The 12328-nt window shown below is 46.9% G+C and carries 11 protein-coding genes; 9 read left to right on the top strand and 2 right to left on the bottom strand.

Features of this window, described 5'->3' with window-relative positions:
• Positions 1 to 7 precede the first annotated feature (7 nt).
• The 6 genes from C3B52_RS06025 (at position 8) to C3B52_RS06000 (ending at position 5998) form a co-directional block, all read left to right on the top strand.
• Complete coding sequence (locus C3B52_RS06025; protein WP_103105180.1) at positions 8 to 355, top strand: thioredoxin family protein; 348 nt, start codon at positions 8 to 10, stop codon at positions 353 to 355.
• A 33-nt stretch (positions 356 to 388) separates the two neighbouring features.
• On the top strand, positions 389 to 1294 hold the full coding sequence (locus C3B52_RS06020) for an RluA family pseudouridine synthase (RefSeq protein ID WP_103105179.1): 906 nt from the start codon (positions 389 to 391) through the stop codon (positions 1292 to 1294).
• Positions 1295 to 1356: 62 nt separating this feature from the next.
• Positions 1357 to 2475 carry a YheC/YheD family endospore coat-associated protein gene (locus C3B52_RS06015; protein WP_103105178.1) on the top strand — a complete coding sequence of 373 codons (1119 nt, stop codon included), beginning with the start codon at positions 1357 to 1359 and terminating at the stop codon, positions 2473 to 2475.
• A gap of 271 nt (positions 2476 to 2746) precedes the next feature.
• Entirely contained in the window at positions 2747 to 3259 is a 513-nt protein-coding gene (locus C3B52_RS06010; RefSeq protein WP_103105177.1) for a hypothetical protein, read from the top strand.
• A 32-nt stretch (positions 3260 to 3291) separates the two neighbouring features.
• Positions 3292 to 5484, top strand: coding sequence for an ABC transporter transmembrane domain-containing protein (locus tag C3B52_RS06005; protein WP_103105176.1), 2193 nt, complete (start codon positions 3292 to 3294; stop codon positions 5482 to 5484).
• A complete protein-coding gene (locus tag C3B52_RS06000) occupies positions 5468 to 5998 on the top strand; it encodes a GNAT family N-acetyltransferase (protein WP_103105175.1) in 531 nt (176 codons plus the stop codon). Before C3B52_RS06005 ends, C3B52_RS06000 begins: the two co-directional genes overlap by 17 nt.
• A gap of 171 nt (positions 5999 to 6169) precedes the next feature.
• Here the strand turns inward: C3B52_RS06000 and C3B52_RS05995 are convergent, their stop codons facing one another.
• Entirely contained in the window at positions 6170 to 7090 is a 921-nt protein-coding gene (locus C3B52_RS05995) for a LysR family transcriptional regulator (RefSeq protein ID WP_103105174.1), read from the bottom strand.
• A gap of 167 nt (positions 7091 to 7257) precedes the next feature.
• On the opposite strand from C3B52_RS05995, the gene C3B52_RS05990 reads away from it, so the two are divergent.
• Positions 7258 to 8745 carry an SLC13 family permease gene (locus tag C3B52_RS05990; protein ID WP_103105173.1) on the top strand — a complete coding sequence of 496 codons (1488 nt, stop codon included), beginning with the start codon at positions 7258 to 7260 and terminating at the stop codon, positions 8743 to 8745.
• A gap of 14 nt (positions 8746 to 8759) precedes the next feature.
• Complete coding sequence (apgM, locus tag C3B52_RS05985) at positions 8760 to 10001, top strand: 2,3-bisphosphoglycerate-independent phosphoglycerate mutase (protein WP_103105172.1); 1242 nt, start codon at positions 8760 to 8762, stop codon at positions 9999 to 10001.
• Between the two features lie 65 nt (positions 10002 to 10066).
• Here the strand turns inward: apgM and C3B52_RS05980 are convergent, their stop codons facing one another.
• The gene (locus C3B52_RS05980) at positions 10067 to 10519 is read right to left on the bottom strand and encodes a GNAT family N-acetyltransferase (RefSeq protein WP_103105171.1); all 453 of its coding nucleotides are present in this window, start codon (positions 10517 to 10519) and stop codon (positions 10067 to 10069) included.
• Between the two features lie 316 nt (positions 10520 to 10835).
• Between C3B52_RS05980 and C3B52_RS05975 the strand changes: the two genes are divergently transcribed.
• Entirely contained in the window at positions 10836 to 12200 is a 1365-nt protein-coding gene (locus C3B52_RS05975) for a D-serine ammonia-lyase (RefSeq protein ID WP_103105170.1), read from the top strand.
• Positions 12201 to 12328 lie beyond the last annotated feature (128 nt).

Here is a 12328-nt window from a genome sequence, read left to right as displayed (position 1 = left end):
ATCGACCATGAGAGAAATTAAAACCGAAGCAGACTTTGAGCAAGTAATTTCCAACACGAAACCTGTTATTGTCAAATTTTTCACCGATTGGTGCCCAGATTGCCATCGCATCGATCCATTCATGCCGGCAGTAGAGGAAAAATATAAGGACGATCTGGACATGATAGAAGTAAATCGTGACACGCTTCCTGACTTGTCTCAAAAGCTGGATGTATTCGGAATTCCTAGCTTCATCGCTTTTCATGAAGGGAAGGAATTGATTCGTTTCGTCAGCAAGCTGGGTAAAAGCCGCGAAGAAATCGAGCATTTTCTCGATCGGGTCATTCAAGTGAGCAAAGGCTTGGAACAGGCCTAAGAAAGAGACCACAAGACAGGGAGATACAAGCCCATGCAAGACATGAAAAAAGAAGGGGAATGGCTTATCACTCACTTGCGTGCTGAGGATGCGACCATTCCAATTGGGAACCTGTTGCGGGAGGAGTGGAAGCTCCCTCGTAAACAGGTCCATCTTTTATTTCAATACAAAGAAGTTCTGCTTGACGGTGAGCCAGTTGCCCAGCATATAAAAGGCGCAGAGGGTCAGGAAATTCGCTTGCGCTTGTGTCCGCCAGAGCCGCTTGGACTAGATCCCGCGAGTGAGGTGCCAGACATCCTGTATGAGGATGATCACTTGCTGATCGTAAACAAGCCGGCTGGGCTGCTTTTGCATCCGACCGAATCGCATCACCATCTCACACTGGATCATTTAGTCGCAGGTCATTTTTTTCGGACGGGCTTGCAGGCAAAAGTACGTCACGTACACCGACTTGACCAGGACACATCAGGCGTTGTTCTTTATGCCAAGCATGCGTGGGCGTCAGCTCTTCTGGATGAGCTTTTACGTGAGAGAAAAATCAAGCGTACATATTGGGCATTTGCTCATGGCAAGGTGTCAAAAGATAGCGGGAAGATCAACGAGCCGATTGGAAAAGACCGCAATCATCCGACCAGAAGACGGGTTACGCCAAATGGCGACCAGGCAATCACGCATTATCAGGTTCGGGAGCGGTATAAAACAGCGACCCAGCTGGAATGTCGGCTAGAAACAGGGCGTACCCATCAGATTCGGGTTCATCTGAGCTATATCGGTCACCCACTACTGGGCGATGACCTGTATGGCGGCAAACGTGATCTTATCCGAAGACAAGCGCTACATGGGGCTATTCTGCGCTTTGAGCATCCGTTTAGCCAGCAGGTCGTAGAAGCACAAGCCCCTTTGCCAGAAGACCTGTTAGCCCTGGAAAATAAGCTGTAGGAAGCGCCAACTGGTGAGTAGCTGAATAAACTGCCAGGGAGGAAACGAGAGAGGGTGCAATCATGAAACGACCCATCATCGGAATCCTGACCTGGCGAGAAGGCAAAAAATTTGCAGAGCCAGCTTACTTTCGGCGTCTACTCCGGGCAGGACATGAGCTGGGCAGTACAGTTTTCCTGTTTTCCCCAAAAGATGTGCTAGCATCAGGCAAGCAGGTCAGGGGGTATGTACTGGATGCTGGCGGAAAATTTAAGGGACGTATTTTTGATCGGCCGGATGCGGTTTTTGACCGCTATCGGTACACGCCCACCCAAGCTTTCAAAGATTATGTAGCTTTTCGCCGTACGAGCAATTTTTTGTATGCGAATAACCGCTTGGCTAACAAATGGCGGGTCCATGAGGTTCTTCATCGTGATACCCGTATGCATCGGTGGCTACCGGAAACCTGGCTGTACAACCGAACCAATCTGGTCAAAATGCTGGGAAGGCATTCACTCCTCTATGTAAAGCCTTTGAATGGAACAGGCGGGCGAAACATCCTCAGCATTGAGAAGACGTCGGAGGGGTATCGCTTGTTAGGCAGGGACAAACAACGGGCAAAGGTCGCGACGGTGTTAAAGCAGGCATCATCTGTTCAGCGTTGGGTCGATCGTTGGACGAGAAGCGAGAAGTACATCGTTCAGCAAGGGTTGAGACTGCAGCTCGTTCCGGCTCGTGCAGTAGACATGCGTCTTTTGATCCAAAAGGATGGCCAAGGCGACTGGCGAATTACGGGTCATGGGATTCGGGTAGGCGGTGAGCGCAGCGCAACCTCCAACCTGCATGGCGGTGGCAAAGCCATTCCTGTGGCCACCTTTTTGCAGCCCAGGTTTGGAGCGGAGCGTTCTACCCAAATTGTAGAGGATTGTGAACAGCTTGCTTTTCAGACAGCAGAGACGCTAGAGAACCACTTTGGGAGAATGGTGGAATTCGGGTTGGATATCGGGATTGACGTCAATGGGAGAGCTTGGCTAATCGAAGTCAATCCGAAGCCCGCACGGGAAATATTCCGCGAGATGGGAGCTGTGCAGCAGTATAAGCAAGCCATTTCCAGACCACTTGAATATGCGATGTACTTGGCGAAAACGAAAGGGCAGGACAGCCGTGAGACCAGGCTCTCCGCGAAAGCAGCCAATCGCTAATGAAGAATGGGTAGAGTATCAGTAAAATCTGAGCTCTATCCATTTCCTTTTTACAAAAAAATCGAAAAATGTAACATGGATCACAATAACAAAAAACATTTGCCATTATACTATTAACAGGAAGGATACAAGATGGGCTAAGGCGAAGAAGAATGTGGAATCTGGTACCTAAGTCCCACTGTACGTTTGGAACTACTGACAAAACGGGTAATAACATGTCAGGGAGAAATGACCGCTTTGGCTAGTGAAAGACTGAGGGAGTAGAAATGAGATGAGCTATTATTTTTCGATTTGTGCTTCAGAGTTTTATCAGCAGAAATACGTTGAATTTCTGTTGGAGAATTACGAGCAGTTGCAGCTGCCATATGCTTTCCCTGTGGCACTTAGTTATATTGTCAGTCCTATTTTGATGACCCATGAATCCTTTCTCTGTTTCAATGACGATGATGAAGTAGTCGGAGCATTTGGCTGCATCTATGGAACGGGAGAAAAGGGGTATGAAGATACCGATATTGTACAAATCCAGGTAATTTTTTTAGCAAACCAATATAGGGGAACCCTTCTTTTCGCTCGAGCGCTTCAATTTTTCACAGAATACCTCGAACAATTGGACAGGGAAGTAAAAGAATTGCATTTCTGGGCCCCTGCGGATGCTTACTTACAAAAGCTTTTTGTAAAAATAGCTACAAAAACAGCATCCGCCCACACCGAGCATGGGATGCTGGACGAATATCGCTGTTCGCCATCCGATCTACTCACGTTCGTACAGAAAATGCGTCAATAAAGGTTTATTGCTAGCTCGAAGGAGACTACTAGATGATCTTCGTTATTAAAAATCTGCTTACTTACATCAGACCTTATAAAAGACTGACAGCTTTCTTCTTAATTACTCTTTTACTCGATCTTGCTTTCGTCTCTTTGGCGCCTCTTAGCTTTAAATACATTATCGACAACGCAATCGAACCCCGAGATTTCCAATACTTTTATCTTTTCTTGACTGTGTTTGGAATCTGCGCAGTCATTTGTATTTCCTCCGGGCTGGCTAGTGATGTATTTTTGGCCAAATTAATCACAAAAGTACAAACAGATTTGCGAAAACGCTTATTCGAACACCTGCAGCACATACATGTAGGATATTTTCAAAAAAAGCGGTCAGGGGAACTAGTCTCGCATTTCACCGTTGATTTACCGGCGATTGAAAGCGCCTTGTCCGTGGTGCTTACAACGGGAATTCAGTCACTTGTCGTGGTCGTGTTCAGTACAGCGGTCTTGTTTACGTTGGAGTGGAGAATGGCACTTTTGATTATAGCAGGGGCCTTCATCATTTTCACCGGACCTTACTTCCTGAACAGGCGAGCGCATGAGGCAAATAATCATTACTTTGAGCAGGTTGGCCTCTTAGTGAGTGACGTCAATGAAAATATAAAAGCCCAAAAGGTAATCAAAGGCTATCATTTGCAGGCATCGATGATTCATAAGTTTCAATCAAGGCTGCAAGCTTTCTCGATTGCGAATTATCACAAACAGGTAATGGATGCACGTCTGGAACGATTTCCGATGGCAAGCCTGCTTCTTGTCAACTTCGCTATCGTCGCGTTCGGATCGTATTTGGCACTGCAAGGCCATATTACCGTTGGCGCTTTGGTCGGGTTTTTCACGATGTACACCTCTATGGGAAATGCGGTCTTTAACCTGACGTATACGATACCGGCTGTGACGGAGGCATCTGTCAGCTTGGAGCGCCTTGCGCAAGTATTTGACCAACCAAAGGAAAAGACAGGCTCAATTCATGCCATGGGCGACAACGACAGTGGGCAAATGGTACTTTCGGCAGAAAATGTAACTTTTGGGTATGATGAGAATCATCCTGTACTCAAGCAAATCACCCTGGATATTCCATTCGGGTCAAAGGTCGCTTTCGTTGGTTCGAGTGGTTCTGGTAAAAGCACTCTGCTTCAGCTGTTAATCGGATTTTATCATCCGGAGCAGGGTCAAATTCGAATCAACGGTAAGGAAATGCAACACATAGATCAAGGCACATATCGCGAACGAATCGGGATCGTTTTTCAGGATAACTTCTTATTCAAAGGTACCATCTTGGAAAATATTCACTTGGGTCGTCCCGAAGCATCCTTGGAAGAGGTCATGGAAGCTGCAAAAATGGCGGAAATTCATGAATATATTACGAGCCTGCCAGATGGTTATCAGTCAGAAGTGCTGGATGAGGGCAGTAATTTCTCGGGTGGGCAAAGGCAGAGAATTGCGATTGCCAGAGCCATTCTGCGAAATCCATCGATTTTGTTTTTGGACGAAGCGACTTCTGCTTTAGACCCAATCGCTGAGTCCTCTCTGAACCAAACGTTTCATGATCTCTCACAGAACAGGACAGTCATTTCCGTTACACACAGGCTCGCATCGGTCACAGAAATGGATCAAATTTTTGCCTTTGACAAAGGGAAGCTGGTCGATCGTGGAAGTCATCATGAAATGATTGCAAATGGCGGTTTTTATCAGGAGCTTTGGGAAAAGCAAAATGGTCTATCTATCTCCGAGAGCGGCAAGGAAGCTACGATTGATGGCGAGCGACTCTCAAGACTTCCTTTTTTTCGTGGCGTGGATCAATCTGTTCTGGATGATATCGCCGGTCTATTTCAAACAGAAGCTTTTTCAACGGGTGAGGTGATCATTCGTGAAGGGGAAAAAGGCGAGAAGTTTTATGTCATTGTAAGGGGTAGAGTAGAAGTCACCAAAGCCACAGCCGAAACAGAAAATGGCTCAATCCAAGTGGCTGTGTTGGAGGATGGTGATCATTTTGGAGAGATTGCCCTACTCGATCATATTCCGAGAACCGCTACCATTACAGCTCTGACGCCGTGTATTTGCGTATCGTTGCAGCGCAAAGTACTCCAGTACATTTTAGCAAGCAATCCAACAATCGATGAATACGTTAGGGAAAAACTGAAGGGACGTAGAACGACGGAGGTACTAAGCCATGCGGGCGACATTTAGAAACTGTGTAAGCGCTGAAGACTATGCCCAGTTCACCTTATATTTTATTCGAAATCGACAGGATTTTAGCGTGGAATTCACCTTGTGCGATACCTTGTTTCATATCATTGATTCGATCGATCAATCCCAGATCATTTTGATTTTCGATCCGATGAACACCGTCATCGGCTGGGGGCATTACCGCTATGTCAATACACAAAACCAACACGATCCAGCAGGAGAGATCGTATTTGTGGAGTCAGTGATCGTGTCTAAAGAATATCGAAGCACTCGTTTGTTTGTAACGGGGCTGTGTTACTTGGTTAATCAAATTGCGAGAGAGAATACACACATCAAGCTGGTTCAATTTCGTGCACAGGAGCAGAACGTGTATCTGAATCGTCTCTACTCCAAATTTGCCCAAATAAGTGGTCAGCATGAGGGCAATTATGGAATGGAGAATCTATATTCTAGTGAATTCCAACGATTACAGAGCTACTTGAATAGAGTGAATAAAGCACCGATACTGAATTGACCGAAGAAACGGTGAAGGGAGGTGACATACATGATACCAATGATCCCAAGATTGGACAAGAAAAACGGCACAAAACTCACTAAGATTCTCATGATGAATGAGCAACTGAGAGCAGCTGGTGCTGTTGCTGCAAAGTAAAAAGTCAGGCAAATGAAAACAAGCTGCTAACGGTCAAATCGTTGGCAGCTTGTTTTTGTATGCCATTTCATTGCGCTCATCCAGCAGCGTGATAAATTGTTGGGCCGCTGGGGAAAGATGCTTCCCCCGATGAAACACGTAACGAATTCCTCTGAGAAATTGTACCCCTTTGATGGGAATCTCCTCAAGTAATCCGTGCTTGATTTCCTGACTGATCGCAAATCGCGAAACGATCGACACGCCAAGACCATGGATGACCCCTTGTTTGATCGCCTCTAGATTGCTGATCTCCATAAAGTGTGGAAAGCTTATGCCATACTCTTTGAATTTTCCTTCCAAATAGACGCGTGTAGCCGATTTATTCGGTTTTAATATCAAGGTTTCATGGACCAAATCAGTCAACGTACACTGCTCTTTTTGTGCCAGTGGATGCTCACTACTCGCGATGAGAACCAGCTCATCCTGATAGAACGTTTTCGACTGAAAGCGTGTTTCATCAATTGGAATGCGGTCAGAGAGTATGAGAAACTCGACTCTGTTTGACTCCAGCATGTCTAGCAAATGGCTGGAGGAGGTAATATTCATATTGACCTTGATGCCGGGGAACTTTTTCGTAAAAATGCCAAGAATAGCGGGGAGCAGGTAGACTCCGACAAAATTACTCGCCCCATAAGAGAGAGTACCAGCAGCCAGGTTATCCAGCTGCTTTATGTGCTCTTTTGACGAATGGTAGAGATTAATGATTTGCTCGGCATACGGTTTAAAATGCTCGCCATACGTAGTTAAGTAAAGCTTTTTGCCGATACGATCAAAAAGGGGAAAGCCTAAATCACGTTCAAGGCTCTGGATTTGCATACTGACGGCGGGCTGTGAGCAGTAGAGCAGCTCTGCGGCTTCGGTAAAGTTTAGACAATCCGAGAGAGTGAGGAAGGCTTGGAGCTTTGTCAGGTTCATCGTTTTCGTCTCCTTCTCTGAACAGATAGGGCTCTTTTTTGTATGATATCAAATTTTTCCGAACAATAACATTATCTTATGATTATTGAAAATAAATCAAATTGTTTTATGGTATGTGGTTGAATAAGATGAAATCGTATACATTTCATGGGGCAAGGGGGATTTACATGAGCGATAATCTGGCAGCCACAGACAAGGAAGGAAAAGGACCACCTATCAAAAAGAAGAGTAGATTTGAGGAACGCATGAAAAAGTGGGGAATACCGATCGCCATCATCCTCATGCTATTGCTACTGTTCATGCCTACTCCAGAAGGAATGGAGCCGGCTGCACAAAAATCAATCGCTATTTTTACAGGGGCGTTGGTGCTCTGGATTACCACTCCTATTCCGATTTACTTGACGTCCATCATCGCAATACTTCTGCTGCCTTTGATTGGTGCTGTAGAAGATCAGGAAGTGGTCTTTGGTACATTAGGGTTTGATGTTATCTGGTTGATGGTTTCCGCCTTTATTCTTACTTCCGCGATGATCAAATCCAATCTGGGTCGGAGATTTGCTTTGTGGATGGTAACGAAATTCGGTAAAACTCCGAAAATGACGCTATTGGTTTTAATTGCGATTAACTTTATTTTGGCATTCTTCGTACCTTCTACGACAGCAAGAGCGACGCTCATGGTGCCCATTTGCTTGATTCTGCTCGAGGTCTACAAGGCAATTCCGGGAAGAAGCAATCTTGGACGAGTGATGATGCTCCAAGGCGTGCAAGCAGATGCGCTCGCGACTTCCGGTGTCATGACAGCGACCTCGGGAAACATTATCGCGGTCGGGTTTATTAATGAGCTGGCAGGCGGACAGATTGGCTACATGGATTGGCTGCTGGCGTCCATGCCTACAGCGATCATCACGATGCTCATCACCTTTTTCATAGGGTTCAAGCTATTTTCGATTAAGGATGAATCGAATTTCCAAGATGTGATGGGAACGCTGCATGATGAATTGAAAAAGCTGGGTCAATTCTCGCAGGATGAGAAAAAAGCTACAATCATTTTCATCTTGACGGTCATTCTGTGGGCAACAGGAGACTATCACAAGGATTGGTTCGGCTTTGAAATAAGCACGGAACAGACAGCAGTATTGGCTGCATTGCTTTGTTTGCTTCCGAGAGTAGGTCTTCTGACTTGGAAAGATACGAATATCAAATGGGAGCTTATGATCTTCGCGGCGGGTGCGTATGCGGTAGGAAACGCGCTGGATAAATCAAAGGGCGCGGAATGGATTATCAAGAATGTGGTCAGCACATTAGGACTGGAACAGATGAGCCATGCCATGGTTGCGGTTGTGGTTATCTTCCTGAGTATGTATAGCCACCTCATTTTTACGAGCAAGACGGTGCGAGTTACAATCTTGATACCAGCTTTTATTGCCCTCGCGAAGACGCTCGGCATGGACCCGGTGCCACTTGCTTTGGCTGCAGCCATGACGATGACGTATACAATTACACTGCCGCCGCATTCGAAAGTGAATACGATCTATTTTGGAACCGGTTATTTTTCCGTGCTGGATCAGGTCAAATACGCGATTGTTACCTGCTTCATCGGGGCTTCGATAATCAGCCTGGCGTACTTTACCTGGTTTAAAGTACTGGGATTATAACAGTAGGAGGATGTATGTTACGAAGAAAAGTAATTGTCGCTATTGCAGACGGTGTAGGTGACCGTCCGCATCCGCTCATAGACAACAAGACCCCCTTGGAATATGCACACACACCAAATCTGGATCGGCTGGCTGCTGAAGGCATTACGGGGATGATGAATTTGATCAGCGCCGGGATTCCAGTCGGTACAGACATGGGACATTTAATCCTGTTCGGGTATCAGCCTGAGCAATATCCGGGTCGTGGACCGATTGAAGCGCTGGGAGTCGGGATGGAAGTCATGCCGGGGGATATTGTCCTGCGCTGTAATTTTGCTACCGTAAATGAGGAGGGAATTGTCCTCGATCGTCGTGCCCAGCGCATTCGCGAGAGAACCGATGAAATTGCCGCTGCGATTCAGGGAACGGAGCTTGCGGACGGTGTGGAAGTTCATTTCAAGCAGGCGACCGAGCATCGGGCTGTCCTTATTTTGCGGGGAAGTGGTTTGAGTGATCGAGTCAGTGACTCTGATCCGAAAGCGCCGAATGACGGCAAACCGTATCTGCCGATAAAACCGCTTGATGATTCTAGAGAAGCAGTACATACCGCTTCTCTGCTCAATCTCTTTTTGCAAAAGACACATGTCATGCTGTCGGAGCATCCCGTCAATTTGCAACGTATAGCAGAAGGCAAGCTGCCCGCTAATTTTATATTGACCAGAGGAGCGGGGCAGATGGTCGATCTGAAGCCGATCACCGAAGAGCTGGGGATAACAGGAAGCTGTATCGCTGGTGAAAGCACGGTATTGGGAGTAGCCCAGCTTGCGGGCTTCCAAACGTTTACCAATCCCGCAATGACGGGGAACATCGATACGGATATCGCCTTGAAGGCACGCCTGGCGATTCAGGAAATAAAAGAAAAGGACATGGTGTATGTGCATGTTAAAGCGCCTGATTTGATGGGGCACGATAACAAGCCGATAGAGAAGGCAAAATCGATTGAGCTTTTCGATCAAATGGTAGGAATGATTGCACAGCAGCTGCCTGATGATGTGTATCTGGCTTTGGCAGCCGATCATTCGACGCCTTGCGAGGTAGGAGAGCACACTGGAGATCCGGTTCCAGTGCTCATTTACGGACCGAGTATCCGCAGGGATCGCATTACGCAATACAACGAGCTGGATTGTGCGCATGGCGGCCTTGGCCACTTGAGCGGAAGCGATTTCGTCAGAACACTACACGGCTTCATGGGGTATGTAAAAAAGCAAGGAAACTGAAAAGAGCCATGATTTTTCTACGCAGTAGTAGGAAAATCATGGCTTTTCGTTTTACAGTCTTGCCTCTATAGATCCTGGGAGAGACGAACCATGTCAAAGAGCTGGATGCCGTTTTCGTATATCGGTTCATTGTAATGTCTAATGAAGAAATCTTTATCGATCCACGTCATCCGAAATCCGCATTTTTGGTAGAGCGCCAGTTGATCCAGGCTCGAATTGCCCGTGCCGATCTCAATAGTTTTATAGCCGGATGCTTTTGCCTCTTCAATCGCGTGCAGTACCAGCTTTTTGCCAATGCCTTGTCCTTGCTGACCTTCATCGACGGCCACGTTCACAAGCTCAATCGTATCCGGTCTGGTTTTTATGAGAACATAGACGCCGACGATTTCTTCTCCTTTTGCGGCGACAAAACAATCGCCTCTTTGCAAATACTCTTCTACGAGTTTTTGCGAAGGGTCAGCAAGCAGTAACAAATGCATGGGGGCTTTTTCGTGTGGAGCCAGTTTTCTAATTTCCATTGGTTATTCTCCTTTTGCCAGAGCATACTCTCCCACGTCAAGCGAGGGGAGATAATGACTGGGGCAATCTCCTAAAGCAAATTTGTATTGTTGCTATTATAGCAATCGTTGCGAAACTTTGTAAAATATGCCAATCAGTGAGAAGGAAATCTCCCTTGTCTGTTTTTTCATCGTTTAGGAGTTGATTCCAGTGTTCTTGTTGCACTATCATACAGAGGACAAGTCTCGTTGACATAAGCAGCTTTTGATGAAGGAAGATACGGAATATTCCCTCATGTCAAGAGATTCCAAATGCAGGATGGAGGGCTTCGTTACGATGGAAAACAGTGTGAGAGTCGAGGGGCAAACGATCGAGCAGTGGAAAATGGAATATCCGTTGCTACAGGCAATGATGGACACAAAAGAAGTTTTTTGGACAAATCCCAGCTATGATCAGCTCGCAAAGGCTACCCTTTCTGTGACAACAGAGGACGTCCGTGATGCAGAAGAGCGTTTGCGACGCTTTGCTCCTTTTATTCAGAAGGCTTTTCCAGAGACAGAGGGTGCCGGCGGGTTGATCGAGTCTCCTCTCGCATCGATCGAGCAGATGAAAGAATACCTGGAGTCTCGCTTCCAGATAAAGATCCCCGGCAGGTTATGGCTGAAGTGCGACAGTCACTTGCCAATCGCTGGCTCGATCAAAGCGAGGGGAGGGATTTATGAGGTACTGGCGCATGCGGAGGATTTGGCCCAAAAACACGGCATGCTGCCATCAGACGGCGACTACTCCGTTTTTGCCTCCGATGAGTATCGCCAGTTGTTTTCACGTTATTCCATTGCTGTAGGCTCGACGGGGAATCTGGGGATGAGCATTGGGGTGATCAGTGCCAAGCTAGGCTTCCAAGTTACAGTTCACATGTCGGCAGACGCCAAGACCTGGAAGAAGGAGCTGCTTCGATCAAAAGGTGTACAGGTGATGGAATACCAATCCGACTACGGAAAAGCTGTGGAAGAGGGAAGAAAACAGGCAGAAGCGGACCCTCAATGTTATTTTATCGATGATGAAAACTCCAAGCGCTTGTTCCTCGGATACGCAGTCGCAGCAGAACGGCTACGTAAACAACTCGAGGAGGAGCAAATTACAGTGGACAGCGAGCATCCGCTGTTTGTTTACTTGCCGTGCGGTGTAGGAGGCGGTCCAGGGGGTGTCGCGTACGGGCTGAAGCTCGTCTATGGCGACAATGTGCATTGTTTTTTTGCCGAACCAACTCATTCTCCATGCATGCTGCTTGGCTTGATGACTGGGCTCCACGATAAGCTAGCTGTCCAAGATTTTGGCATAGACAACAAGACAGATGCGGACGGATTGGCTGTTGGTCGTCCTTCTCGCTTTGTCGGAAAGGTAATGGAAACGTTGCTCAGCGGTATTTATACCGTTGCTGACGGGGAGCTGTATACGCTGCTGCGGGCGCTGCGCGATAGCGAATCCGTACGTCTGGAGCCATCTGCCTTGGCCGGGATGCCAGGGCCTGTCCGTTTGCTTACACAAGAGGCAGGACAAAATTATATTAAGCAGCAGGGCCTTGAAGGCAAGCTGAAAAACGCGACGCATATCGTTTGGGCGACAGGAGGAAGCATGGTACCTGAGCATATCCAGGAAGAATACTATGCCAAAGGTCTGCAAAATACCACCAGCAACTAAAGAGCTGTACTTTCCAATAAAAGTGCGAGAACGCCATCGGCCACCCAGGTCGATGGTGTTTTTTCTTTGGCTATACAGGGAACGTACATATGGATGAACTGGAAAACGCCGTCCAATTGATATTGTGG

It is taken from the genome of Brevibacillus reuszeri (genome assembly GCF_002897295.1).
GTDB lineage: Bacteria > Bacillota > Bacilli > Brevibacillales > Brevibacillaceae > Brevibacillus > Brevibacillus reuszeri_A.
This window is presented reverse-complemented; position numbering and strand designations above follow the sequence as displayed.

Excerpts from the sequence above, each read along its gene's own strand:
- C3B52_RS06015 (WP_103105178.1), top strand. The coding sequence starts at position 1,357 with ATGAAACGACCCATCATCGGAATCCTGACCTGGCGAGAAGGCAAAAAA.
- C3B52_RS06025 (WP_103105180.1), top strand. The coding sequence starts at position 8 with ATGAGAGAAATTAAAACCGAAGCAGACTTTGAGCAAGTAATTTCCAAC.
- C3B52_RS06020 (WP_103105179.1), top strand. The coding sequence starts at position 389 with ATGCAAGACATGAAAAAAGAAGGGGAATGGCTTATCACTCACTTGCGT.
- C3B52_RS05980 (WP_103105171.1), bottom strand. The coding sequence starts at position 10,519 with ATGGAAATTAGAAAACTGGCTCCACACGAAAAAGCCCCCATGCATTTG.
- C3B52_RS06005 (WP_103105176.1), top strand. The coding sequence starts at position 3,292 with ATGATCTTCGTTATTAAAAATCTGCTTACTTACATCAGACCTTATAAA.
- apgM (WP_103105172.1), top strand. The coding sequence starts at position 8,760 with ATGTTACGAAGAAAAGTAATTGTCGCTATTGCAGACGGTGTAGGTGAC.
- C3B52_RS06010 (WP_103105177.1), top strand. The coding sequence starts at position 2,747 with ATGAGCTATTATTTTTCGATTTGTGCTTCAGAGTTTTATCAGCAGAAA.
- C3B52_RS06000 (WP_103105175.1), top strand. The coding sequence starts at position 5,468 with ATGCGGGCGACATTTAGAAACTGTGTAAGCGCTGAAGACTATGCCCAG.
- C3B52_RS05975 (WP_103105170.1), top strand. The coding sequence starts at position 10,836 with ATGGAAAACAGTGTGAGAGTCGAGGGGCAAACGATCGAGCAGTGGAAA.
- C3B52_RS05990 (WP_103105173.1), top strand. The coding sequence starts at position 7,258 with ATGAGCGATAATCTGGCAGCCACAGACAAGGAAGGAAAAGGACCACCT.
- C3B52_RS05995 (WP_103105174.1), bottom strand. The coding sequence starts at position 7,090 with ATGAACCTGACAAAGCTCCAAGCCTTCCTCACTCTCTCGGATTGTCTA.